This is a genomic window from Pseudomonas sp. GW823-FHT04A03 (assembly GCF_058796615.1).
This window is the reverse complement of the sequence record NZ_JBXAIV010000018.1, coordinates 21,615-45,522: the sequence shown is the minus strand read 5'-3', so window position 1 is coordinate 45,522 and position 23,908 is coordinate 21,615. Positions and strand designations below refer to the sequence as shown.

Sequence of the window (23,908 nt, the reverse complement as noted above, 5' to 3'; positions counted from 1 at the left end):
ACGGGATCAGTGACGCGGGTCGAAATCGCCGGAAAACAGTTCGTCCTCGGCATCCGGGGCTACGGGAATCTTGTGCTCTTCTGACGCCCAGGCGCCGAGGTCGATCAGTTTGCAGCGGTCCGAGCAGAATGGACGGTATTTGTTTTCCGGGGTGAATTCCACGGGCGCGCCGCAAGTCGGGCAGTTGACGGTTGGGGTCTGGCTCATGATTGGCCTCCGGATAAAGTCAGGTAAAAGTGATGCAGGCGCTCGACCTCGCTGTGCAGCCAGGCGAGGTCGCGGTCGTTGACCACCACGTCGTCGGCACGGCTGACGCGGTCTTCGCGGCTGGACTGGGCCTTGAGGATCGCCTGAACCTGCTGTTCGCTGGTCTGGTCACGCTGCAAGGTGCGTTCGATCTGCAGTTGTTGCGGGGCGTCGATCACCAGAATCCGCTGGGTCATCGCGTATTGCCCGGATTCGATCAAAAGCGGCGAGACCAGAATCGCGTAAGGCGATTGTGCCAGCGCCAGGTGATGGGCGATTTCCTCGGCGATCAGCGGATGCAGCAGCGCTTCGAGCCAGCGCCGTTGCTCCGGCACCTCAAAGATCAGTTTGCGCAGTGCCGCACGATCCAGCGTGCCGTCGGCCTGCAACACATCAGGGCCGAAGTGTTCGGCGATCTTCGCCAGCGCCGGACGGCCCGGTTCGACCACCCAGCGCGCCGCGTGATCGGCGTCCACCACGTGGACACCAAGATCGATGAAGTGCTGGGCGGCAGCGCTTTTGCCGCTGCCGATGCCGCCGGTCAGGCCGAGAATCCAGGGTTTTTCCACAGGGGTATTCATTTCAAACCGACAAACTGCCAATAGAAGCCGGTTATTTGACCACCCCAGAGCAAGGCAATCCAGCCGGCAATTGCCAGATACGGGCCGAAGGGGATCGGCGTCGAGGTTTTCTGGTTGCGCAGCTTGAGCAAAATCACCCCGAGCACGGCGCCCACCAGCGAGGACAAGAGGATGGTCAGCGGCAGAATCTGCCAGCCGCCCCAAGCCCCGAGCAGCGCCAGAAGCTTGAAATCGCCGTGACCGATGCCGTCCTTGCCGGTGATCAGCTTGAACAGCCAGAACACCGACCACAGCGCCATGTAGCCCAGCACCGCGCCCCACAGGGCATCGTGAAGCGGCACGAACAGCCCGAAGCTGTTGACGATCAGCCCCAGCCACAGCAGCGGCAGCACCAGCACATCGGGCAGCAACTGATGCTCGGTGTCGATCAGGCTCATGGCCAACAGGCCCCAGGTCAGCACGATCAGCAGGCACGCCGGCCAGCCGAAACCCAGGTGCCAGGCGATGAACGCCGAGAGCAGACCGCAGGCCAGTTCGGTCAGCGGGTAGCGCTTGCTGATCGGTGCGCTGCAACTTGAGCAGCTCCCGCGCAGGAACACGTAACTCAACACCGGGATGTTTTCCCACGCGCGGATCCGGTGGCCACAGTGCGGGCATTGCGAGTGCGGCAGCATCAGGTTGTAGGTGGGCAACGGCGCTTCACCGGGCAGCCCCAACACATCGTGAGCCTGCTGGCGCCATTCGCGCTCGAGCATTTTCGGCAGGCGCCAGATCAACACGTTGAGAAAACTGCCGACCACGAGCCCGAGCAGCAGGGCGGTGAAAACAAAGGCCAGTGGGTAGAGACTGAAGAGTTCGTCGATAGGCATGTCAGATCGCTGAGCCGAGTTGGAAGATCGGCAGGTACATCGCCACTACCAGACCGCCGACGATCACCCCGAGCACCACCATGATGAACGGCTCCATCAGGCTGGTGAGGTTGTCGACCATGTTGTCCACTTCGTCCTCATAGAAACCCGCGACCTTGTCGAGCATCTCGTCCAGTGCGCCGGACTCTTCGCCAATGGCAGTCATCTGCACCGCCATGTTCGGAAATATGCCGGTGGAGCGCATCGAGAAATTCAGCTGCATGCCGGTGGAAACGTCCTGGCGGATGCGCATCACGGCGCGCTTGAACACCACGTTGCCGGTGGCGCCGGCCACCGAGTCCAGCGCTTCAACCAACGGCACACCGGCTGCGAAGGTGGTCGACAGGGTCCGGGCAAACCGCGCCACAGCGGACTTGTACATCAGCGTGCCCACCAGCGGCAGCTTGAGAAACCAGGCGTCACGCCGGTCGCGCAGGGCCTGGGATTTTTTCAGGGCATGGCGGGTGCCGAAAAAACCGGCCACCAGCACACCGAGAATCGCCCACCACCATTGCTGCATGAATTCGGACAGGCTGATCACCATCAACGTGAAGGCTGGCAATTCGGCACCGAAGCCAGAGAACACCGACTGGAACTGCGGCACCACCTTGATCAGCAGAATGCCGGTAACCACCGCCGCCACCAGCACCACGGCGGACGGGTAGGTCATGGCCTTCTTGATCTTGGCCTTGAGGCTTTCGCTCTTTTCCTTGTAGGTCGCGACCCGCTCCAGCAGGGTGTCGAGGGCGCCGGACTGCTCGCCGGCATCCACCAGGTTGCAGTACAACTCGTCGAAATATTGCGGCTTCTTGCGCAGCGCGGCGGCGAAGCTGTTACCAGCCGCGACCTCCTGTTTCACCTCGTCCACCAGCTTGCGCATGGCCGGGTTTTCGAAGCCTTCGCCAATGATGTCGAATGACTGCAACAGTGGCACGCCGGCCTTCATCATGGTCGCCATCTGCCGGGTGAACAGGGCAATGTCCTGGGCCTTGATGCGCTTGCCGAAGCTCAGCAACGAGGCGGATTTCTTGCGTACCTTGCCCGGGTTGATGCCCTGCTTGCGCAATTGGGCCTTGACCAGTGCGGGGTTCTGGCCGCTCAGCTCGCCGGTCACCTTGCTGCCTTTGCGGTCCGTGCCTTCCCAGGCGTAGACGCTGATTTTCGCTGCCTTGACCGCCATGTTCAGTCCTTGGTGACCCGGTTGATTTCTTCAAGGCTGGTGATGCCTTGCATGGCCTTGATGAGGCCCGAGGTGCGCAGGTCGTTGAAGCCGTCCCGGCGCATCTGTATATCGATTTCCAGTGAGTTGCCCTCGGCCATGATCAGTCGTTGCAGTTCGGGGGTGTTCTTCACCACTTCATAAATCCCCACGCGACCCTTGTACCCGCCGTTGCAGTGATCGCAACCAACGGGCTCATAGATCGTGAAATGGCCGATGCGTTCCTCGGGGAAACCTTCCTTGATCAGGGTTTCGCGGGGGATCTCGATGGGTTTCTTGCAGTGGCTGCAGAGTTTTCGCGCCAGGCGCTGGGCAATGATCAGGCTCACCGAGGTCGCGATGTTGAAGCCGGGAATGCCCATGTTGTGCAAACGGGTGAGGGTTTCCGCTGCGCTGTTGGTATGCAGGGTGGACAGCACGAGGTGCCCGGTCTGGGCGGCCTTGATCGCGATTTCGGCGGTTTCGATGTCGCGGATCTCGCCGACCATGATCACGTCCGGATCCTGACGCAGGAACGAGCGCAGGGCCTGGGCAAAGTCCATCCCCTGACGTGGATTGACGTTGACCTGGTTGATGCCTTCCATGTTGATCTCTACCGGATCTTCGGCGGTGGAGATGTTGATATCGACGGTGTTGAGGATGTTCAGCCCGGTGTACAGCGACACGGTTTTGCCCGAGCCGGTGGGGCCCGTTACCAGAATCATGCCTTGCGGCTGTTTGAGGGCGGCCATGTACAGGTCTTTCTGCTCCGGCTCGTAACCGAGGGCATCGATGCCGATCTGGGCACTGGACGGGTCGAGGATCCGCATTACCACTTTCTCGCCCCAGAGCGTGGGCAGGGTGTTGACCCGGAAATCGATCGATTTGCTCTTCGACAGACGCATCTTGATCCGCCCGTCCTGGGGTTTGCGCCGTTCTGAAATGTCGAGGCTGGCCATGACCTTCAGGCGTGCGGCAATGCGCCCGGCGAGCTGAATCGGCGGCTTGGCCACCTCCCGCAGAATGCCGTCGGTACGTACCCGCACCCGGTAGTTCTTTTCGTAAGGCTCGAAATGCAGGTCGGATGAGCCGCTCTTGATCGCGTCCAGCAGCATCTTGTGCACGAAGCGCACCACCGGGGCATCGTCGGCGTCGATTCCGCCGAGCGTGTCCTGCTTGCCGTCGTCGGCCGACTCGATGTCCAGACCGTCGAGGTCGACATCGGCCATCTCCTCCAGGCCGGTGGCGTGGGTGTCGAAGAACTTTTCGATGGCGTCGGTGAGTTTGTCGTCCTCGACCAGAATGGCTTCGGTGCTCAGCCCGGTGCTGAACTGAATGTCATTGATCGCCTGATGATTGCTCGGGTCGGAAATTCCCACGAACAGTTTGTTGCCGCGCCGCCAGAGGGGCAGGGCGTGGTGCTGGCGCACCAGTTTTTCACTGACCAGGCCCTTGGGCTGGGTTTCCTTGTCGAGACAGTTGAGGTCGAGAAATGCCATGCCGAAATGCTCCGAGGCTATTTCGGCGACCTGCCAGCTCTTCACCAGTTTGTTCTGCACCAGGTAACTGACCAGCGACAGGCGATTGCGCTGCGCCTGCTGCCAGGCTTGCTGGGCACTCTTTTCCGTGAGCAATTCGGCCTGGACCAGTTGTTTGGCCAGACCGCTCAGAGCGATGTCATTCATGGGGTTTCCACGTGCTTGCCGTTCATGACTTATAGCCTAGTCAAGTGACAGCGCCAAACACGCGGGGTGCAGGTGACAAAAAGTGTCAGATAGTGCGGCTACGGGTTGTAGGAATCGGCACGACGTCCGGATCACGCCCAGCAGACCGGGGCTTCAAGCGCTTGGCACGGGCTGTGCTGAGTCCTTTTCAGATCATGAGATTCCGACTCATGCATGGAGCGTGTCTATGAAGAAACAACAAGGTTTCACTCTGATCGAGCTGCTGATCGTTGTGGCGATCATCGGGATTCTGGCGACGATTGCCTTGCCCCAGTACTCCAAATATCAGGCGCGGGCCAAGGTCACGGCGGGGATAGCCGAAGCGTCGGGGCTTAAGGTCAACTTCGAAGACGTCATCAATGCCGGCTCTACTGATCCGAGCATTACCAACGTCAATGCGGGTACGACTGCGACACAAAATTGCACGCTGGCGGCGAGCGGTAAAGTTGCCGACGGCACAGGGACCATCACCTGCACCTTGCTCAACGCTCCGGCGCCTGTGTTGGGGCAAACCGTCACCCTGACCCGTACGGCAGCAGCAGGTTGGTCGTGCAAGTTCTCGGGTTCGAAAGACTATTCGACCACCAGTTGCCCGGGCGTTTGATCCACAACGCTTAAAGCTGGCTGCTCTATAAAGAATGCCCCGCACTGCGGGGCATTTTTCATGACTGACGGTTTAATAAAAGCTTCAATAATTTCAGCGAGTTAGGAACTTTCAGAAAAGCCGCAACTTGCATGTCTTTTTGCACAAGGTCATGCAAATTGCATGATTCCGGAAATTTTCAGAATTATTAAGCTATTGATTTATAACGATTTATTGAGTTTTTAAAAGTTGGCACAGCGTTCGCAATATCTCCGGTAACCCTGCTGACAAGACACGCAGCAGACTTTCCAGAAAAACAGGAGTTACTCGTATGAAGAAGTTCGCTATCACTGCCGCTGCTGCTACCGCGCTGACCCTGACCATGGCTTCCGGTGCATTTGCTCAATCGACTCAGACCACTCAGGCTCCAATGACCCTGGCTGCCGGTGAAGTCACCAAGGCTAAAGAAGCTACTTCCGATACCTGGATCACTACCAAAGTCAAAAGCGATCTGGTAACCGAAAAAGGCATCCCTGGTACCGACATCAAAGTCGAAACCAACAAAGGTGTGGTTTCCCTGTCCTCCGAGGTCGCCATCACCGAAGCCCAGAAAACCACCGCAGTGAACATCACCAAGAAAATCAAAGGCGTCAAAGCGGTCTCCGCTGACGGCCTGAAAGCCGAGTAAGGCAAGACTTCTCGCCTGAACCGGGAGAAGACGCGACAGGCGGGCCGAGCAATACGTCTGCCGCACTTTAGAGTTCATGCGAACGGCCACAAGGATTGTGGCCATTACAGGCCCCGGCATTCATGTCGGGGCCTGTTCTATTTCAGGGACGGGAAAAGCGGAGAGGTCAGTTGCCGCGTTTGCTGTTGATCTGTTTCAGGCGATTGCCTTCAAAACGCAGGTATTGATACATGCCGTTGCTCGGGCCGTAGGTCCATTCCTCGACCTGAAACTCTTCACGACGGTTGGCGCTGCGCTTGTAACCGAGCAGATCGCGACTGACCGGCTCGCCACACTTTTGCAGCACTTCGCTGGCGCGGTCGCCAAGGCTCACCAGTTGGCTGCCGCAACGCAGGGTATCGGACGCCGCAGCCTGGCTGGCGATCAACGCCAGCCCCAATGCAGCCAGCCATTTGCAGTTCATCACTCGGCATCCAGATGCATCTGTGTCACCACCCGGCCGTCGCTTTCCGCTTCGCCGAGATTGGCGTCGATGAAGTACACGCGATCGTCGGCCAGTTGGCCCTTGTCCACCAGGTAATCCTTGATGCTGCTGGCGCGGTCCTGACCGAGCTGGCGCAGCAGCACGTCGCTGGAGCTCCAGAACTTGATCACGTCGGCGCGCATTTTCGCCGTGCGTTCTTCTTTGCCCAGATCCTTCCATTCGGCCGGTGGCTGGGTTTTCAGGCGGGTGCGGTAGATGCCCTCAAGCAGCGGGCCTTTTTCGTTATCCGGTACCTGAATCAGCGAAGCCTGAGCCGGCACCTTGTCGCCCCGGCGCTGGAGCATCTTGTAGTAGTTGTACTGGTATTCACGTTCCAGGCGCTGTTCGGCGAGCAACGGGCCGTCACTGCTTTTTGCCGCGGTGCCTTCGATTTCCAGGCGCAGGGCCGGACGCTCCTTCAGCGCTTGCGACAGTTTCACCAGCGCCGCTTCGGCGTCTTTGCTCAGATCGCTGGAGCCCGGTGCGAAGGATACGGTGCCGAGGTCTTCCGAGCCGCCACCGCTGACCAGACCGCCAATCAGCTTGAACGGCGCGGCGGCGGCTTTGACGATCAGATTGCGCAGGGTCTGCCAGACAATCGGCATCACGCTGAATTGCGGGTTGTTCAGGTCACCGGTGACCGGCAGCTCGATGGAAATCTTGCCGTCGACGTCCTTGAGCAGGGCGATCGCCAGTTTCAGCGGCAGGCTCACGGCATCCGGGCTGTCGACTTTCTCTCCCAGTTGCAGTTGCTCGACTACTACCTTGTTCTCTGCCTTGAGCTGTCCCTTGGTGATCAGGTAATGCAGGTCAAGATTGAGTCGGCCCTTGCGGATCCGGTAGCCGGCGAACTTGCCGGAGTAGGGGGTCAGGGTGGTCAGTTCGACGCGTTTGAAACTGGTGGCGATGTCGAGGCTGGCCATCGGGTCGAAGGGGTTGACCGCGCCCTTGATGGTCACCGGCGCATAGCGGTCGACCTTGCCCTTGACGTCGACGCTGGCGGGCTTCGCCTGACGGCTGTCGATGGTGCCGATCTGGCCGTTGAGCTGTTGAATCGCAGTGGCAAAGTTCGGGGTCAGGCTGAAGTCGGCGAAGTTGGCCGAGCCGTCGTTGATCGCGATGCCACCGATGTGAATGCCCAGCGGTTTGTCATTGCTCGCCGGTTTCGCCGCGGCGGGCTTCGCCCCCGAATCCGCCGGCTGCGGGATCAGCAGGTCGTCGATGTTGGTGGTGCGGTCGTCGTTGATCATGAACCGCACATATGGCTGGAACAGATTGACCTTGTCGATCGACAGGCTGTCGCCGTGCTGATAGTTCAAGCCTTCGACCACCACTTGCTGCCACTTGAGGAAGTCGCGGGTTTTCAGGGTGTCGAGGGTGTGCAACTGATCGACCTGGGCACGACCGGTGACGCTGAGGGCCAGCGGGTCAGTGCTTTTGAGGTTCACTTTCAGGTCACTGCCGAGCATGCCGCTGCGCAGTTCGAGACGAATGAACGGGTTGATGTAGGACTGCGCGACCCGCAGGTCGATGTCCTGGGTTTTCACGTTGAGCTGCGCGGTGACCGGGGCCAGATTGACCACGCCGTCGGCGCTGATCTTGCCTTGCTTGCCCAGGCCGGTGTCGAGTTTGAGGTTGAAAGGCGAGCCGTTGAGGCTGTCGAAATTCTGCAGATCGACGTTCAGCGGGGTGACATCCAGGGTGACTTCGGGCTTCGCCGAGCGATCGGCCAGATGCACTTTATAGTCACGCAGTTGCACGTCCTTGAGCAGCACCTGCCATGGCTTGCTCGGCGCGGTCGGCTCGGGTTTCGGCGAGTCGGCGGCGGCCGGAGTGCTTTTCGGTTCCGCCGCCGCTTTGGCGGCGGGTTTCGATGGCTGGCTGGCAAACAGTTTCTGCCAGTCCAGTTGTCCGTCCGCTTCCAGGGCTGCCCAGGTTTCCAGTTTCTGGCTGCGGATCTTGCCGACCACCACTTGCTGTTTGGCCAGGTCCACGGTGGTGTCGCTGACGTCGAGACGCTCGAGTTTCGCCAGCTGACGTCCGTCCGGCGCCTTGATCGCGAACGGCGCGATGTTGACCGCGACGTTGCTCAGCAGCAGTTCTGTTTCCTTGGACAGGTTGAGCTTGTAGTCGGTGCTCAGGCTGACGACACCCTCTTCCAGCACCAGTGGCACGGCGTCGCGCACGTAAGGCCAGAAGGCTTTCATCTTGCCGTCGGTGATCTTGAGGGTGCCTTCGGAGGCGATCGGAACCAGGCTGAAATTGCCTTTCCAGTCGATCTGCCCACCGGCCGGACCGATCGCGACGAGGGTCATGTCGGCATTATCTTCGGGCAGGGTGCTGAGGTTTTTCAGTTCGAAATCGAGTTTGTCGTAAACGAATTCGATCGGCTCGCTGGGGCGCGCATCCACGAAGTGCAGGTTGCCGCCGGCCAGCTGGATCCGGTCGATGCGCAGCGGAAAGGGTTTGGCGTCGGGATCGGCCGGGGTGGGCTCGCTGGCCGGGAGCTTGAACAGACTGAGAAGGTTGAGCTGGCCGTCCTTGGCGAACAGGATCTCGGTCCTGGATTTTTCCAGTTCGATGTCTGACAGATGCAGGGCTTTGGTCCACAGGCTGTCGAGTTGCAGGTTGGCGTACAACCGTTCGAAGCCAACCTGTTCCTTGCCCGGCTCGCCGATCACCAGGCCCCACAACGTGAGTTCAAGGCTGAACGGGTTGAGTTCGATGCGCTGCAGATGCGCCGGCACCGTGGCGTAGTTGGCCAGTTGCTGATTCACCACCCTGAGCGCAATGCCCGGCAAAATCAGGAACCCCAGCAGGCTGTAGAGGGCCAGGGCAGTCAACAGGGCGCCAATCGCGCGAATCAATCCTTTGGGCATGTGCGGCTTCATCTGTCTGAATCGGAGTGCCTTGGAGTATGGCACGCGATTCCGGTTCCGAAGTACATCGCACGAGACAGGATTGTTCAGATTTGTCTGCAATTTCTGTAGGAGCTTCCGAAGGCTGCTCCTGCAGGGGTAAAGATCAGAGCTGCAGAATCAGTGTCTTCAACGGCGGTTGTTGATCCCGCGAAGGGAAGTCGGCACCTGGCGTCATCACGCTCCATTCACGCACCGGCCGCCCGGCTTTTTCGGCGCAGCGCAGCACTTGTTCGCGCCAGTCGTCCATGCTGACTTTCGCCAGATTGTTGCAGCAGATCAGCACGCCATTCTCGGCGGTGGTCAGCAGGGCTGGCTTGAGCAGGCTTTGATAATCGCGCAGCAGGTCGACGGTGCCGAACGCACTCTTGGCCCACGCGGGCGGGTCGAGCAGCACCAGATCGTACTGGCGCTGTTCGAGACGCTGATAGCTCGGCAGTTTCTGCCCGCGACGCTGGCTGATCGGCAGGCCGGCCAGTTGGCGGATCGCCGGGAAGTAGTCGGACTGGATGAATTCCATGGTCGGCAGGTGCGGATTGAGCTGACCGTTCTCGCGTCCCACCGCCAGATTGCCCTCGGCGAAATCCAGGTTACACACTTCGCGCGCTCCGCCGGCTGCTGCGCTGAGACCGACGCCGCAGGTGTAGGCAAACAGGTTGAGTACGCTTTTGCCCTTGGCGTGATCCTTGACCCAGCCGCGGGTGTTGCGCAGGTCGAGGAACAGCAGCGGATCCTGCCCGGCGTGGCGTCCGCGCACACGGTAATTCAGGCCCCATTCGTGGCCGACCAGATCCGCCAGTGCCGCGTCGTCGGCGCGGTAGACGCTGTCTTCACGGTCGATCCGCGAGTTGCCACGGGAGCGGTCGTTGTAAACCAGCAGGGTTTCAAGGCCCAGGGTCTGGTTGACCATGGCGTGCAGTTGCAGCAGGTCTTCGCGCGCCAGGGTCTGGTGGAAACTTTGCACCATCAGTTGCGGGCCGTAGCGGTCGATGGTCAGGCCGCCGGCGCCTTCCTGACTGCCGTGGAACAGCCGATAGCAATCGGTGCCCTGGCGGTGCAGCTCGGCGAGCAGATCCTGGCGTTGATCGAGGGCGGCGCGCAGCGCCAGGTTCAAGGAAGACATGCGGGCGCCTTGCTGGAGGGAATCGGGGCGCGGGAGTTTAGCAGCAACTCGGCTGCAAGCGGCGAGCTTCAAGCTTGAGGCTCGCCGCTTGCCGCTGCGCTTACTGGTTCAAGCGTTTATCGATCAAGCCCTGCACCACGCTCGGATCCGCCAGCGTCGAGGTGTCCCCAAGGCTGTCGAGTTCGTTGCAGGCGATCTTGCGCAGGATCCGCCGCATGATCTTGCCCGAGCGGGTCTTCGGCAGGGCCGGGGCCCACTGGATCAGGTCCGGTTTGGCGAAGCTGCCGATTTCCTTGCTGACGTGGGCCAGCAGTTCTTTCTTCAGTTCGTCGTTGGGCTCGGTGCCGTTCATCGGTGTGACGAACGCATAAATCCCCTGGCCTTTGACGTCGTGGGGATAGCCGACCACGGCGGCCTCGGCGATGCTGTCGTGCAGCACCAGCGCACTTTCCACCTCGGCGGTGCCGATGCGATGGCCGGAGACATTGATCACGTCGTCGATGCGCCCGGTGATCCAGTAATCGCCGTCCTCGTCGCGGCGGGCGCCGTCGCCGGTGAAGTAGTAACCGGGGTAGGGCTTGAAGTAGGTGTCCATCATGCGCTGCGGATCGCCGTAGACGCTGCGGATCTGCGCCGGCCAGCTCGACTTGATCGCCAGCACGCCGCTGCCGGCGCCCTTGATTTCCTTGCCGTGCTCATCGAGCAGCACCGGTTGCACGCCGAACATCGGCTGGGTGGCGCAACCCGGTTTGATCCGCTGGGCGCTGACCAGCGGGCTGAGCATGATGCCGCCGGTCTCGGTCTGCCACCACGTATCGACTATCGGGCAACGTTGTTCGCCTACGACGTTGAAATACCATTCCCACGCTTCCGGGTTGATCGGCTCACCGACACTGCCGAGCAATCTGAGGCTTTGTCGCGAAGTTTCCTGCAAGGGGCCGGCGCCTTCACGCATCAACGCGCGCAGGGCGGTGGGGGCGGTGTAGAAGATGTTGACCTTGTGTTTGTCGATCACCTGCCAGAACCGCGAAGTGCTCGGATAGCTCGGTACACCTTCGAAGATCAGCGTGGTCGCGCCATTGGCCAGCGGGCCGTAGACGATGTAACTGTGGCCGGTGACCCAGCCGACGTCGGCGGTGCACCAGAACACCTCGCCGTCGCGGTAGTCGAGCACGTACTTGAAGGTCATCGCCGCTTGCAGCAGGTAACCGCCGGTGGTGTGCAGCACGCCTTTGGGTTTGCCGGTGCTGCCCGAGGTGTAGAGGATGAACAGCGGATCCTCGGCGTCCATCGGTTCCGGCGGGCAATCGTCGCTGACGTCGCGCACGGCCTGGTGATACCAGAGGTCGCGGCCTTCGACCCAGTCAACTTTGTTCTGAGTGCGCTCGACCACCACGACGGTGCTGACATTCGGGCAACTCTGCAGGGCCTTGTCGACATTCTGTTTCAGCGGCACGAATTTGCCACCACGCACGCCCTCGTCGGCGGTGATCACGGTGCGGCAGTCCGCATCGAGAATACGGTCGCGCAACGAGTCCGGAGAGAAACCGCCAAACACCACCGAGTGAATTGCGCCGATCCGCGCGCAGGCGAGCATGGCGTAGGCCGCTTCGGGGATCATCGGCATGTAGATGCACACCCGGTCGCCTTTCTTCACGCCACGGCTTTTCAGCACGTTGGCCAGGCGGCAGACGTGGTGATGGAGTTTGCTGTAGGTGATTTGCGTCGATTCGGCAGGGTCGTCGCCTTCCCAGAGGATGGCAGTCTGATCGCCGCGCTTTTCCAGGTGGCGGTCGATGCAGTTGTAGCTGACGTTCAGCTTGCCACCGGCAAACCAGGCGGCTTCGCCGGTCTTCAGGTCATAGCGCTGGACGGTCTGCCACGGCGTGCTCCAGTCGAGGAAGCGGGTGGCCTGTTCGGCCCAGAAGGTGCTGGGGTGTTCAATGGATTCGCGGTACAGGCGCTGGTAGTCGTCCTGACTCAACTGTGCAGCCCGGCGGACGGCATCGGCTTTGGGGAACGTGCTGATATCGAACATGACGGTTCCTTATTCTTGTTGTGCGACAAGGATAAAGATGCGCCGAGAGCGGGGAGGGTTCAATACCTGTAAACAAACACCCCCTCATGGCGAGGGGGTGTGTTCAGGGCTGGATCAGCCGCGGTGACGGCCGCGGAAGTAGTTGATCAGGCCTTGGGTGGACGGGTCTTCAGCGGCGGTTTCTTCGCTGCCGACCAGGCGGTTGTACACGCCTTTGCCCAGTTCCTTGCCCAGTTCCACGCCCCACTGGTCGAAGGCGTTGATGCCCCAGACCACGCTTTGCACGAAGACTTTGTGTTCGTACATCGCCACCAGTGCGCCGAGACGACGCGGGCTGATGCGCTCGACCACGATGGTGTTGCTCGGACGGTTGCCCGGGATCACCTTGTGCGGTGCGAGTTTCTGCACCTGGTCTTCGCTCATGCCTTTGTCGCGCAGTTCCGCTTCGGCTTCCGGCAGGGTCTTGCCGAGCATCAGCGCCTGGCTCTGGGACAGGCAGTTGGCGTACAGCCACTGGTGGTGGTCGGAGACCGGGTTGAAGCTGACGATCGGCACAATGAAGTCGGCCGGAATCAGTTGGGTGCCTTGGTGCAGCAACTGGTGGTAAGCATGCTGACCGTTGCAGCCGACGCCGCCCCAGATCACCGGGCCAGTGTCGGTCGACACTGCGGTGCCGTCCTGACGCACGCTCTTGCCGTTGGATTCCATGTCCAGCTGTTGCAAGTGCTTGGTGATGTTACGCAGGTAGTGGTCGTACGGCAGGATCGCGTGGCTTTGCGCGCCCCAGAAGTTGCCGTACCACACGCCGAGCAGGGCCAGCAGCACCGGCATGTTCTGTTCGAACGGCGCGCTCTGGAAATGCTGGTCCATGGTGTAGGCACCGGACAGCAGTTCCTTGAAGTTGGACATGCCGATGGCCAGCGCGATTGGCAGGCCGATGGCCGACCACAGCGAGTAACGACCGCCGACCCAGTCCCACATCGGGAAGATGTTTTCTTCGCGGATACCGAAGGCCACGGCGGCGGCATTGTTGCTCGATACGGCGATGAAGTGGCGATACAGCTCGGCTTCCGAACCACCCTGAGCCAGGTACCAGGCGCGTGCGGCCTGAGCGTTTTTCAGGGTTTCGAGGGTGTTGAACGACTTCGAGGAAACGATGAACAGCGTGGTCTCGGCGCGCAGTTTTTGCGTCAGCTCGTGGAATTCGCTGCCGTCGATGTTCGCCAGGTAATGGCAACGCACGCCTTTCTGGGCGTAGGACAGCAGGGCTTCGGAGACCAGCTCGGGGCCGAGGAACGAACCACCGATGCCGATGTTCACAACGTCAGTGATCGGCTTCTCGGTGTAACCGCGCCACAGACCGTCGTGGATGCGGCCCACGAGATCGGTGATCTGGTTCAGCACCTTGTGTACTTCAGGCATCACGTTGACGCCGTTGACCGACAGCTTGTCGCCGACCGGGCGACGCAGGGCGGTGTGCAGCGCCGGGCGGCCTTCGGAGGAGTTGACGATTTCGCCGTCGAACAGGGCCTTGATCGCGCCCTTGAGATCGACTTCATTGGCCAGACCCACCAGCAGGTTGCGGGTCTCGGCGTTGATCAGATTCTTCGAATAGTCGAGAAACAGTCCGCAGCTGCTGAGGGTGAACTGATTGAAGCGCTGCGGATCGGCGTTGAAGGCTTCGCGCATGCTGAAATCCTGCATGGCTTGGCGGTGATCTTTCAACGCTTGCCAGGCAGGCAGAGCGGTAACGTCATGAGGAGTGCGGTAGTACGCCATCGCTGCGGTTTTCCTTTTTACTTGAACGGCCTTTTGAACTCTGAAAAGACCTCCCCGCCATGTTTGGGCGAGGGGGCAACTGCGTCGACACGATTACTTTGGCGCAGGGCGAATACAGTAAACCCAGCGCCGCGATCTGTCTTGGCTTTGTCTGACCTGTTTTCGGTACTTTTTTAACATTGATAACAGACGGGGCCGACAGACGGCGGGTAATGCGAGCAAGTCCCTGCTTATCGCGTGGAGTCGAACGGCGGCAGTTTGCCCGATGGGCAGGTGCTCAGCAATACGGTCTGGAAGGGCGTGCAGACGCTGTGGGAGCGGGGTTGCGCCCACAGCGTTTGCCGGTGTTCAGGCGGGAGTATCGAGATTCAGGTGCAGGTTGTCGATCAACCGGGTGGTGCCGAGGAATGCCGCGACCAGAATCACCAGATCGCGATCGTCTGCCGTTGCCGGACGCAGGGTCAGGGCGTGGCGGATTTCCAGGTAGTCCGGACGCAGACCGGCGGCTTCCAGTTGCTGGCGTTGCGCCTGGATCAGGGCAGGGAAGTCGCGTTCACCTTGCTTGATCGACTCGGCAATGCTGCTCAGGGTGCGATAGACCACCGGCGCCACGGCGCGCTGTTCTTCACTGAGGAAACCGTTGCGCGAGGATAGCGCCAGTCCATCGGCGGCACGCACGGTCGGCTCGCCAATGATCTGGATCGGCATGTTCAGGTCGTGCACCAGCGCGCGGATCACTGCCAGTTGCTGGAAGTCTTTCTGGCCGAAGATCGCCAGGTCCGGCTGGACCATGTTGAACAGCTTGCTGACCACCGTCGCCACGCCTTCGAAGTGCCCCGGACGGCTGGCGCCGCACAGGCCTTCGGAGAGTTGCGGCACGCTGACCCGGGTCTGCCCGGCCATACCGTCGGGGTACATTTCTTCGACGGTCGGGGCGAACAGCAGATCGCACCCGGCTTCCAGCAGTTTTTCCTGATCCGCCGCCAGGGTGCGCGGGTACTTGTCGAGGTCTTCGCCGGCGCCGAACTGCAGCGGGTTGACGAAAATGCTCGCGACCACGAAGTCCACGCGCTGGGTGGCCTTGGTGATCAGGGCAATGTGGCCGCTGTGCAGGTTGCCCATGGTCGGCACGAAGCCGATGCGCTTGCCTTCACTGCGGGCGCGCGCCACGGCGGCGCGCAGTTCACGTACGGTTTTGACGGTGTTCATGCAGAGAATCCGTGTTCGATCCCGGGGAAAGTGGTGGCTTTGACTTCACTGACGTAAGCCTTCAGCGCGGACTGGATGCTGTCCTGGCCCTGCATGAAGTTCTTCACGAATTTCGGCACACGGCCGCTGATCGACAGGCCGAGCATGTCGTGCAGCACCAAGACCTGACCGTCGGTATCCGAACCGGCGCCAATGCCGATCACCGGAATTTTTACAGCCTGGCTGATTTCAGCCGCCAGTTCGCTCGGCACGCATTCGAGCAGCAGCATGGCTGCACCGGCCTGTTCCAGCGAGATCGCGTCGGCGCGCATCTGGCGTGCCTGGTTCTCGTTGCGACCTTGCACTTTATAGCCGCCGAGAATGTTCACGGCTTGCGGGGTCAGGCCCATGTGGGCGCAGACCGGCACGCCGCGTTCGGCCAGCAGGCGGATCGAGTCCGCCAGCCACAAGGCGCCTTCTACCTTGACCATGTGCGCGCCGGCCTGCATCAGCAGGGCGCTGTTGGTCATGGTTTGCTCAAGGGTGGCGTTGGCCATGAACGGCAGGTCGGCCAGGATCAAGGCATCAGAGTTGCCGCGTTTGACGCTGGCAACGTGGTAGGCCATTTCTGCGGTGGTCACCGGCAGGGTGCTGTCGTGACCCTGCAGGACCATGCCGAGGGAGTCGCCCACCAGCAGCACTTCGACACCGGCCTCGTTGCAGGCGTGGGCGAAGGTCGCGTCATAGCAGGTCAGCATGGTGATCTTTTCACCTTTCTGCTTGAGGCTCTGGAGCGTGGTCAGGGTGATGGCTGGCATGTAAGAAATCCTCGTTCAGGCGCTTTGGAAACTACTGCGAGTAACGCGCGTGATTCGTCATCTATTCAGGCGCACGCTCTTTTGTCGTGCTTATAAGGCCTGGATTGCGCCCTTGTATGCCGGGTTGGCGGCAGCGGGACGCCTATAGTCGTGATGAGGCCTCAGGAAGTCAATTGCATGTGTTACCGCATTGTTACGAGGGGAGTGTTACCGGCGTTACTGATGCGATTCAGCGGGCCGGTGGGCCTGATTTGCGGGGTTTTTGTCCTACAAGAAAGCAAAATGCGCGAGCCGATGGGCTCCCGCATCAGCGGTTTGTATCAGGCGTGGGAGAGGCGTTCGAGGCCGACGAACGGGCAGGCTTTCAGAAGATCGGCAAGAGCACGGCCATCGGCCAGACGCAGATCTTCGGGCGCCAGTTCGGCCAGGGGATAGAGAACGAACGCGCGTTCCTGCATGTGGTAATGCGGGACTTTCAGGCGCGGCTCGTCGATCAGGCGATCGCCGAACAGCAGGATGTCCAGATCCAGCGTGCGCGGGCCCCAGCGCTCCAGGCGCTCGCGGCCCTGATCGTTTTCGATTGCCTGCAAGGCATCGAGCAGATCCAGCGGGGCGAGTGCGCTGTCGAGCGCGGCAACTGCGTTGGTGTAACGCGGTTGGCCCGGTAGCAGCGAGTCGCTTTGGTAGAAGGCCGACACGCCAACCAGTTCGGTCTCGGGCAATTGCCCCAGCGCGTCGACCGCGCTGCGCAGTTGTTCGGCCGGGTCAGCCAGGTTGCTGCCCATGCCGATGTAGATGCGTTCCATAGCTTATTCGCCCGAGGCGCTCGGTGCGCCAGCACGTTTGCGCTTGGAACCGCTGCTGCGGCGACGCTTGCGCGGCGCGCCACTGGCGTCATCACCCTTACCGCTGAGGTCGCGGATCATGTCGCGACGTTCGCTGTCGTTGGCGTCCTGATAATCGGTCCACCATTCACCCAGGCCATCGGTCTGCTCACCGGCGCTCTCACGCAGCAGCAGGAAATCGTAGCCGGCACGAAAGCGCGGGTTGTCCAGCAACAGGTCGGCACGTTTGCCGCTGCGGCGTGGCAGGCGTTCCTGCATGTCCCAGATCTCGCGGATCGGCATGGTGAAGCGTTTTGGAATCGCGATGCGCTGGCACTGTTCGGCGATCAGTTCGTGAGCACCTTCCTGCATGGCCGGAATCGGCGGCATGCCGCGCTCTTGCAGACGCAACACGCGGGCCGGCAGGGCAGGCCACAGCAGCGCGGCGAACAGGAACGCCGGGGTCACCGGTTTGTTCTGTTTGATCCGCAGGTCGGTGTTGGTCAGTGCTTCGCTGATCAGCGTGTGGGTGTATTCCGGGTTGTGTTCCAGCGCATCGGCACTGGCCGGGAACAGCGGCGCGAACAGTTGCAGGTCGACCAGCATCTCGAACGTGATGGCACCGTGGCCGGAGAGGAACAGCTTGAGCACTTCCTCGAACAGGCGGGCCGACGGAATCTCGCGCAGCATCGGCGCCAGTTCGCGGATCGGCTGGACGGTGTGCTTCTCGATACCGAAATTGAGCTTGGCGGCGAAACGCACGGCCCGCAGCATCCGCACCGGGTCTTCCTGGTAACGCTGCTTCGGGTCGCCGATCAGGCGGATAAGGTGGTTGCGGATGTCGTGTACGCCGTTGGCGTAATCGAGGATGCGCTCGCTGACCGGATCGTAATACAGGGCGTTGATGGTGAAGTCGCGGCGTTGCGCGTCTTCTTCCAGGGTGCCGTAGACGTTGTCACGCAGAATTCGCCCGCTTTCGTTGCGCGAAGACTGGTTGCTGTCTTCGTCGTCTTCGTTTTGCGGGTGATTGGCGCGGAAGGTCGCGACTTCAATGATTTCGCGACCGAAATGGATGTGTACCAGCTTGAAGCGGCGGCCGATGATCCGCGCATTGCGGAATTCGGCGCGAACCTGCTCGGGGGTGGCGCTGGTGGCGACGTCGAAGTCTTTGGGCGTGATGCCCAGCAGCATGTCTCGCACGCAACCGCCAACCAGGTAGGCCTGGTAGCCGGCGCCCTGCAGACGTTCGACGATGTTGACCGCGTAACGGCTGAATTGCGCCTTCTGCAGCGAGTGTTGGCCGCTGTTGAGGACTTCAGGCGTGCTACGGATGTGTTGCGTACGACGCAGGGGAGTTCGGAATGACTGGAACAGCTTCTTCAGCATGGGATGCACTGTTTGAAGGAATGTTCGGCCATACCAGAGAATGACCGCATGATGGGCCGGGATTCTAGCATTTAGTCGAGGGATGGTGTAGGACGCTGCCGTTTTGCGCTGCAAGCCGCAGGCTAGAGGGGGTGAAGATGCGTCAGAAGGGGGGATTTGCCGTAAAGGAGAAACTACAAGGGGAGCCGAAGCTCCCCAAGAAGTAGTTGCGTGCTCTTTTTATTATTGATTCGGGCTTCTTGTTTTTGTTGAGTGCCCTCGCCATGAAGCTTTTCCTTCATGACCCTCCCAATCGGGAGCCAAGAGCAAACGGATTGCTTTGGTCGCTGTGTTGCAGTGATCTTGCGATCCAACCAGTACAGGCTCTGTCTTAAGACAGTTTTTGTTGTTCTCGGCCTGGTCGTGGGGCTAGCCCCAAATACAACGCCTCTCCAAAAGAATCAGTTAGCTGCGCCTCTCGCCGTCTTGTTTTTATTGTGCGTGAGTCGATTCGTCTTATTTTTATTGTCTTGTGCATTGCTTGTTATTGTTCTTGTACCAAACATATAGCAGGTGCCGTGCCAACTTTTGCGAACCCCAATAAAACAAGGGGTTAGGTCGATATAACCGTTTTCGCAGGACGAAAAAAAGCCGGGGTTTCGTTACCGATAACCCCGGCTTCTGTTACGTGAAAAGACTGAGGTAACAGTTTTTTCACATCCTCAACCGTTACCCGCACACTCGACAGGTAACGTTCAGCTCTCGCTGGCGACCCCGGTCTTGCGCCGTGGGATGCCCAGACGCTGACGACGTTCCCACAGGCATTTGCGGCTGACGCCCAGTTTGCGCGCCAGTTCGGTCTCGGTCATGTGGTCCTGATGCTCGAGTACGAAATGCTGGAAGTAGTCTTCCAGTGACAGGTCTTCGGTCGGCTCGTGGCTGCTGTTGCTGGCGTTACCGGCCGTTTGCGCCGGCAGGCCGATGAATTCGTCGTCCTCCAGGTCGCCCAGCTCGATGTCGATGCCCAGCAGGTCGGCAGAGATTTCCGGGCTTTCGCTCAGAATCACGGCGCGCTCGACGGCGTTTTCCAGCTCACGCACGTTACCCGGCCAGGAATAGTGCCGGATGGCCTGTTCGGCATCGGCGGCAAATTTCAGGTCGGTGCGGTTGATGCGGGCGCTCTGACGAGCGAGGAACGCATTGGCGATTTCGTTGACGTCGGCGCCACGCTCGCGCAAGGCCGGCAGTTTCAACGCGATCACGTGCAGGCGGTAATACAAGTCTTCACGGAACTGGCCAATTTTCGCCAGACTCTTGAGGTCCCGGTGGGTCGCAGCGATCAACCGGACATCGACCTTCTGCGACTGCACCGAACCCACCCGGCGAATCTCGCCTTCCTGCAATACGCGCAACAGGCGAGCCTGAGCTTCGAGTGGCAACTCGCCGATTTCGTCGAGGAACAGCGTGCCGCCGTCTGCCGCTTCCACCAGACCTGCGCGACCGGCGCTGGCACCGGTGAACGCACCTTTCTCGTGGCCGAACAGTTCGGACTCGATCAGGCTTTCCGGGATGGCTGCGCAGTTCACCGAGATCATCGGTGCCTTGGCGCGTTTCGACAGGTTGTGCAGGGCGCGGGCCACCAGTTCTTTACCGGTGCCGGATTCGCCCTGGATCAAGACATTGGAATCGGTCGGCGCGACTTTACGGATCTTGCCGTAAAGGTCCTGCATCGGCGGGCACGAGCCGATGATGCCGATTTCGCCATTGCTGTTGTCGATGGCGGATTTGCCGCTGCCATTGGCCGATTTGGCGGGAGCTGCTTCTCCGGCGGCAGGCGCCGACTGGCGATCGCGCAGGATCCGCGCGACAGCCTGAAGCATTTCATCGTGGTCGAAAGGCTTGGCGATGTAATCCACCGCGCCCATCTTCATCGAGTCGACCGCCGAGCGCAGGCTGGCGTAGCTGGTCATGATCAGCACCGGCGTGCCCTGGCCGAGCTTGATCAGCTCGGTGCCCGGAGCGCCCGGCAGTCGCAGGTCGCTGACGATCAGATCGAATGTGGGAATACTGAAGCGTTCTTGTGCTTCCTGCACTGAACCGGCTTCGCTGACCTGGTACTGATTGCGTTCCAGCAGGCGGCGCAAGGCGGAGCGGATAATGGTTTCGTCTTCGACGATCAAAATGTGCGGCATTGATTCGATACTCTCGACGGTCTCAGTTCACAGCGGACGTCGCTTCGACATGGCGCGGCAATGTCACCCGGATACGGGTGCCGCGCTGGCTCTGAACATCAGCCGGGCTGTCGATGGTGATTTGTCCATAATGCTCTTCAACGATGGAATAGACCAGTGCAAGGCCCAGACCGGTGCCTTCGCCAGGATCCTTGGTGGTGAAGAAGGGTTCGAACAATCGATCCATGATGCTCGACGGAATACCGCTGCCTTCGTCTTCGACGATCAGATCGACCGTGTGTTCGCCGGCTTCGCTCTTGACCCGCACCGCACTGCCGGCAGGCGAGGCGTCACGGGCGTTGGAGAGCAGATTGATCAGTACCTGGGCGAGCCGCTGCGGGTCACCTTCGACCCAGTGATCGGGATCGCACAGGTTGTAGAACTGGACTTCGAAATTGCGCCGGTTTAGGGCGAGCAGGCCGATGGCGTCCTGGGCCACTTCCGCCAGACAAACGGGCTCGTCGCTGTGCTGATGGCTGCCGGCATGGGCGAAGCTCATCAACGATTGGACGATGCGTGACACGCGTTTGGTCTGCTCGAGGATCTGTCCGCTGATTTCCGTCAGCTCACCATCTTCTTCGCGCTCTTCCCGCAGGTTCTGCGCAAGGCAGGCGATGCCGGTGATCGGGTTGCCGATTTCGTGAGCAACACCCGCCGCGAGTCGGCCGATGCTGGCCAGACGCTCGGAATGCACCAGTTTGTCTTCGAGCATCTGGGTTTCGGTCAGGTCTTCCACCAGCAGCACGAGGCCGCTGTTGCCCGGTGCCAGCGGCTCGTCGATGGCCGCTTTGTGCAGGTTCAGCCAGCGGGTCTGGCCGTCGAGGGCCAGGTGCTGTTTGTGCAAGTGTTCGTCGGGCAGGTGGATGAAGCCTTGCAGCAGGTCTTTCCAAGGATTGGCGATGGTGCTCAGGCGCGAGCCGACCACCCGTTGCGCGGCAATCCCGGTCAGTTCTTCCATGGCCTTGTTCCACATCAGGATCTCCTGATCCTTGGCCAGCGAGCAGACGCCCATCGGCAGTTCCTGCAAGGTCTGGCGGTGATAGCGGCGCAGGGCATCGAGTTCGGCCGCCAAGCCGGTCAGGCGCGAGTGGTAATCCTCAAGGCGGCTTTCGATAAAGTGGATGTCTTCGGTGACGTAGTTTTCGCCGCCGGCCTTGTACGGCAGGAAGGTTTCCACCATGTCTTGGGCGACGCTCGGGCCCATCAGACCGGAGAGGTTGGCTTCGATCCGGTCACGCAGGCGGCGCAAAGCATAAGGGCGGCGCTCGTCGAATGGCAGATAAAGGTCGCGCAGGGCCTGCTCGACTTCTTTCTGCGCAGCCTTGGCGCCCAGCGGCTTGGCCAGTTGCGTGGCGAATTCCTGTGGCGAAGCGGCATGCAATTCGCGGCGTTGCGGACGGCGTACGTTGTCCACTGCGCAGGCTTCGGCGGCACTGGCCTCTTCGGGGCTGGCATTGGTGAACAGCGAAATCAGCGTGAACATCAGGACGTTGGCCGCCAGCGAGGCAATGGCCGCCATGTGCCAGCTGGTGTCGTCCAGCACGTAGATCATGTTCAGCAGAGGAATATAGAAACCCTGCAGATTACCGACCAGCGGCAACAGCATGGTCACGACCCACACCACAATCCCCGCCAGCAGACCGGCGATAAAACCCCGGCGATTGGCGGTCGGCCAGTACAGCACCGAGAGCACACCCGGCAGGAATTGCAGGGTCGCAACGAAAGCGACGATGCCGAGGTTGGCCAGATCCTGCTCGGCGCCCAGCATCAGATAGAAGCAGAAGCCGGCCATGATGATCGCGACGATCAGCGCCCGGCGGGTCCATTTCAACCAGCGATAGATATTGCCCTCAGCCGGTGGCTGGTAGAGCGGCAGCACCAGATGGTTCAGCGCCATGCCCGACAGCGCCAGCGTGGTGACGATGATCAGGCCGCTGGCCGCCGACAGACCGCCGACATACGCCAGCAACGCCAGCGACTTGCTGTTGGCGGCGATACCGATGCCGAGGGTGAAGTATTCCGGATTGGTCGTGGCGCCGAGTTTCAGGCCGGCCCAGAGAATCAGCGGCACGGCCAGGCTCATCAACAGCAGGAACAGCGGCAGGCCCCAGCTCGCGCTGACCAGCGAACGCGGGTTGAGGTTTTCGGTGAAGGTCATGTGATACATGTGCGGCATCACGATCGCCGACGCGAAGAACACCAGCAGCAACGTGCGCCACGGGCCTTCCTGCAATGGCGTGTGCAGGGCGGCGAGGGCGGTCTGGTTCTGCAGCAGCCACAGCTCGAGCTGTTGCGGGCCGTCGAATACGCCGTACAGCGCGTAGAGGCCGACGCCGCCGAGGGCGGCCAGTTTGATCACCGATTCGAAGGCAATCGCGAACACCAGCCCTTCGTGCTTTTCACGGGTGGCGATATGACGGGAACCGAAGAAGATCGTGAACAGAATGATCAGCGCACAGAACGCCAGGGCCACGCGATTCTGCACCGGTTCGCCGGTGAGGATGCCGATGGAGTCGGCCACGGCCTGGATCTGCAACGCCAGCAGCGGCAATACGCCGATCAGCATGAAAATCGTGGTCAGCGCACCAGCCCAGGTGCTGCGGAAGCGGAAGGCGAAGAGGTCCGCCAGCGACGACAGTTGATAAGTGCGGGTGATCTTCAGAATCGGATACAGCAGCACCGGCGCCAGCAGAAACGCGCCGGAGACCCCGAGATAACTGGACAGAAAGCCGTAGCCGTACTGATAAGCCAGACCGACCGTGCCATAGAACGCCCACGCACTGGCGTAGACCCCCAGCGACAGGGTGTAGGTCAACGGATGGCGAATGATCGCCCGCGGGATCATGCCCCGTTCACTGATCCACGCCACACCGAACAACGCGGCCAGGTAGGCGGCGCTGATCAGCAGCATCTGGGTCAGGCTAAAGCTCATCGGCATCTTTTTGGCTCTGCAGGATGAAGGTCACGACAATCAGGATCAGCCAGAGCAGATAAGGGCGATACCAGGCGCCCGTAGCGTCGATCCACCAATCCATGATGGCGGGAGAAAACAGGTAGATCCCCACGACCAGAAGCAGGACCAAGCGATAGATGTACATCCCGGCCTCTCTTTTTTATGCGCGTGCCCGAAAACGTGCGGCGATGGTAACGGATGGGCGCGCCACTGCAAGTGT

General features: G+C 60.7%; 19 protein-coding genes. 2 read left to right on the top strand and 17 right to left on the bottom strand.

The genetic code is table 11. The annotated features are described in order from the left end of the window. Nucleotides 1-6: 6 nt before the first annotated feature. From yacG to pilB, 5 genes are read right to left on the bottom strand one after another with little or no spacing between them, the layout of a single operon-like run. The gene (gene yacG / locus AC1Q9F_RS27740) at nucleotides 7-207 is read right to left on the bottom strand and encodes a DNA gyrase inhibitor YacG (RefSeq protein ID WP_011335983.1); all 201 of its coding nucleotides are present in this window, start codon (nucleotides 205-207) and stop codon (nucleotides 7-9) included. After that, complete coding sequence (coaE, locus tag AC1Q9F_RS27735) at nucleotides 204-827, bottom strand: dephospho-CoA kinase (RefSeq protein ID WP_207983964.1); 624 nt, start codon at nucleotides 825-827, stop codon at nucleotides 204-206. The genes yacG and coaE overlap by 4 nt, the downstream gene beginning before the upstream one ends. Next, entirely contained in the window at nucleotides 824-1,696 is an 873-nt protein-coding gene (locus tag AC1Q9F_RS27730; RefSeq protein WP_492620713.1) for a prepilin peptidase, read from the bottom strand. Before AC1Q9F_RS27730 ends, coaE begins: the two co-directional genes overlap by 4 nt. 1 nt (nucleotide 1,697) lies before the next feature. Further along, the gene (locus tag AC1Q9F_RS27725; RefSeq protein WP_207983962.1) at nucleotides 1,698-2,915 is read right to left on the bottom strand and encodes a type II secretion system F family protein; all 1,218 of its coding nucleotides are present in this window, start codon (nucleotides 2,913-2,915) and stop codon (nucleotides 1,698-1,700) included. Between the two features lie 2 nt (nucleotides 2,916-2,917). Beyond that, complete coding sequence (gene pilB, locus AC1Q9F_RS27720) at nucleotides 2,918-4,618, bottom strand: type IV-A pilus assembly ATPase PilB (protein ID WP_207983961.1); 1,701 nt, start codon at nucleotides 4,616-4,618, stop codon at nucleotides 2,918-2,920. A 226-nt stretch (nucleotides 4,619-4,844) separates the two neighbouring features. Between pilB and AC1Q9F_RS27715 the strand changes: the two genes are divergently transcribed. Further along, the gene (locus AC1Q9F_RS27715) at nucleotides 4,845-5,261 is read left to right on the top strand and encodes a pilin (protein WP_492620712.1); all 417 of its coding nucleotides are present in this window, start codon (nucleotides 4,845-4,847) and stop codon (nucleotides 5,259-5,261) included. Between the two features lie 310 nt (nucleotides 5,262-5,571). Continuing rightward, on the top strand, nucleotides 5,572-5,928 hold the full coding sequence (locus AC1Q9F_RS27710; RefSeq protein WP_085608680.1) for a BON domain-containing protein: 357 nt from the start codon (nucleotides 5,572-5,574) through the stop codon (nucleotides 5,926-5,928). 166 nt (nucleotides 5,929-6,094) lie between these two features. Here the strand turns inward: AC1Q9F_RS27710 and AC1Q9F_RS27705 are convergent, their stop codons facing one another. From AC1Q9F_RS27705 to AC1Q9F_RS27650, 12 genes are all read right to left on the bottom strand, one after another. Continuing rightward, nucleotides 6,095-6,391, bottom strand: a complete 297-nt coding sequence (locus AC1Q9F_RS27705) for a DUF2845 domain-containing protein (RefSeq protein WP_007959599.1) — start codon at nucleotides 6,389-6,391, stop codon at nucleotides 6,095-6,097. Beyond that, a complete protein-coding gene (locus AC1Q9F_RS27700; RefSeq protein WP_492620711.1) occupies nucleotides 6,391-9,342 on the bottom strand; it encodes a DUF748 domain-containing protein in 2,952 nt (983 codons plus the stop codon). Before AC1Q9F_RS27700 ends, AC1Q9F_RS27705 begins: the two co-directional genes overlap by 1 nt. Before the next feature lie 133 nt (nucleotides 9,343-9,475). Further along, nucleotides 9,476-10,492 (bottom strand): class I SAM-dependent rRNA methyltransferase, encoded by a 1,017-nt coding sequence (locus AC1Q9F_RS27695; RefSeq protein WP_207983959.1) that lies wholly within the window; start codon nucleotides 10,490-10,492, stop codon nucleotides 9,476-9,478. Between the two features lie 100 nt (nucleotides 10,493-10,592). Continuing rightward, nucleotides 10,593-12,530, bottom strand: a complete 1,938-nt coding sequence (gene acs, locus AC1Q9F_RS27690; protein ID WP_492620710.1) for an acetate--CoA ligase — start codon at nucleotides 12,528-12,530, stop codon at nucleotides 10,593-10,595. A 114-nt stretch (nucleotides 12,531-12,644) separates the two neighbouring features. Beyond that, a complete protein-coding gene (pgi, locus tag AC1Q9F_RS27685) occupies nucleotides 12,645-14,309 on the bottom strand; it encodes a glucose-6-phosphate isomerase (RefSeq protein WP_192562428.1) in 1,665 nt (554 codons plus the stop codon). Between the two features lie 348 nt (nucleotides 14,310-14,657). Beyond that, complete coding sequence (gene panC, locus AC1Q9F_RS27680; RefSeq protein ID WP_085747743.1) at nucleotides 14,658-15,518, bottom strand: pantoate--beta-alanine ligase; 861 nt, start codon at nucleotides 15,516-15,518, stop codon at nucleotides 14,658-14,660. Further along, entirely contained in the window at nucleotides 15,515-16,315 is an 801-nt protein-coding gene (gene panB, locus AC1Q9F_RS27675; RefSeq protein WP_039771642.1) for a 3-methyl-2-oxobutanoate hydroxymethyltransferase, read from the bottom strand. Before panB ends, panC begins: the two co-directional genes overlap by 4 nt. Before the next feature lie 320 nt (nucleotides 16,316-16,635). Continuing rightward, entirely contained in the window at nucleotides 16,636-17,121 is a 486-nt protein-coding gene (gene folK / locus AC1Q9F_RS27670; protein ID WP_492620709.1) for a 2-amino-4-hydroxy-6-hydroxymethyldihydropteridine diphosphokinase, read from the bottom strand. Between the two features lie 3 nt (nucleotides 17,122-17,124). Continuing rightward, the gene (locus AC1Q9F_RS27665) at nucleotides 17,125-18,525 is read right to left on the bottom strand and encodes a polynucleotide adenylyltransferase PcnB (protein WP_273904433.1); all 1,401 of its coding nucleotides are present in this window, start codon (nucleotides 18,523-18,525) and stop codon (nucleotides 17,125-17,127) included. A 734-nt stretch (nucleotides 18,526-19,259) separates the two neighbouring features. Further along, complete coding sequence (locus tag AC1Q9F_RS27660; RefSeq protein ID WP_085689794.1) at nucleotides 19,260-20,696, bottom strand: sigma-54-dependent transcriptional regulator; 1,437 nt, start codon at nucleotides 20,694-20,696, stop codon at nucleotides 19,260-19,262. A gap of 22 nt (nucleotides 20,697-20,718) precedes the next feature. Next, nucleotides 20,719-23,673: a sensor histidine kinase gene (locus AC1Q9F_RS27655; protein WP_007959612.1), complete on the bottom strand. Its 2,955-nt coding sequence runs from the start codon at nucleotides 23,671-23,673 to the stop codon at nucleotides 20,719-20,721. Further along, nucleotides 23,657-23,833: a hypothetical protein gene (locus AC1Q9F_RS27650; protein WP_003176118.1), complete on the bottom strand. Its 177-nt coding sequence runs from the start codon at nucleotides 23,831-23,833 to the stop codon at nucleotides 23,657-23,659. Before AC1Q9F_RS27650 ends, AC1Q9F_RS27655 begins: the two co-directional genes overlap by 17 nt. Between the last annotated feature and the right edge of the window lie 75 nt (nucleotides 23,834-23,908).

Bases quoted from the DNA above. Each gene is read 5' to 3' on its own strand.
- yacG (WP_011335983.1), bottom strand. From the start codon at position 207: ATGAGCCAGACCCCAACCGTCAACTGCCCGACTTGCGGCGCGCCCGTG.
- coaE (WP_207983964.1), bottom strand. From the start codon at position 827: ATGAATACCCCTGTGGAAAAACCCTGGATTCTCGGCCTGACCGGCGGC.
- AC1Q9F_RS27730 (WP_492620713.1), bottom strand. From the start codon at position 1,696: ATGCCTATCGACGAACTCTTCAGTCTCTACCCACTGGCCTTTGTTTTC.
- AC1Q9F_RS27725 (WP_207983962.1), bottom strand. From the start codon at position 2,915: ATGGCGGTCAAGGCAGCGAAAATCAGCGTCTACGCCTGGGAAGGCACG.
- pilB (WP_207983961.1), bottom strand. From the start codon at position 4,618: ATGAATGACATCGCTCTGAGCGGTCTGGCCAAACAACTGGTCCAGGCC.
- AC1Q9F_RS27715 (WP_492620712.1), top strand. From the start codon at position 4,845: ATGAAGAAACAACAAGGTTTCACTCTGATCGAGCTGCTGATCGTTGTG.
- AC1Q9F_RS27710 (WP_085608680.1), top strand. From the start codon at position 5,572: ATGAAGAAGTTCGCTATCACTGCCGCTGCTGCTACCGCGCTGACCCTG.
- AC1Q9F_RS27705 (WP_007959599.1), bottom strand. From the start codon at position 6,391: ATGAACTGCAAATGGCTGGCTGCATTGGGGCTGGCGTTGATCGCCAGC.
- AC1Q9F_RS27700 (WP_492620711.1), bottom strand. From the start codon at position 9,342: ATGAAGCCGCACATGCCCAAAGGATTGATTCGCGCGATTGGCGCCCTG.
- AC1Q9F_RS27695 (WP_207983959.1), bottom strand. From the start codon at position 10,492: ATGTCTTCCTTGAACCTGGCGCTGCGCGCCGCCCTCGATCAACGCCAG.
- acs (WP_492620710.1), bottom strand. From the start codon at position 12,530: ATGTTCGATATCAGCACGTTCCCCAAAGCCGATGCCGTCCGCCGGGCT.
- pgi (WP_192562428.1), bottom strand. From the start codon at position 14,309: ATGGCGTACTACCGCACTCCTCATGACGTTACCGCTCTGCCTGCCTGG.
- panC (WP_085747743.1), bottom strand. From the start codon at position 15,518: ATGAACACCGTCAAAACCGTACGTGAACTGCGCGCCGCCGTGGCGCGC.
- panB (WP_039771642.1), bottom strand. From the start codon at position 16,315: ATGCCAGCCATCACCCTGACCACGCTCCAGAGCCTCAAGCAGAAAGGT.
- folK (WP_492620709.1), bottom strand. From the start codon at position 17,121: ATGGAACGCATCTACATCGGCATGGGCAGCAACCTGGCTGACCCGGCC.
- AC1Q9F_RS27665 (WP_273904433.1), bottom strand. From the start codon at position 18,525: ATGCTGAAGAAGCTGTTCCAGTCATTCCGAACTCCCCTGCGTCGTACG.
- AC1Q9F_RS27660 (WP_085689794.1), bottom strand. From the start codon at position 20,696: ATGCCGCACATTTTGATCGTCGAAGACGAAACCATTATCCGCTCCGCC.
- AC1Q9F_RS27655 (WP_007959612.1), bottom strand. From the start codon at position 23,673: ATGCCGATGAGCTTTAGCCTGACCCAGATGCTGCTGATCAGCGCCGCC.
- AC1Q9F_RS27650 (WP_003176118.1), bottom strand. From the start codon at position 23,833: ATGTACATCTATCGCTTGGTCCTGCTTCTGGTCGTGGGGATCTACCTG.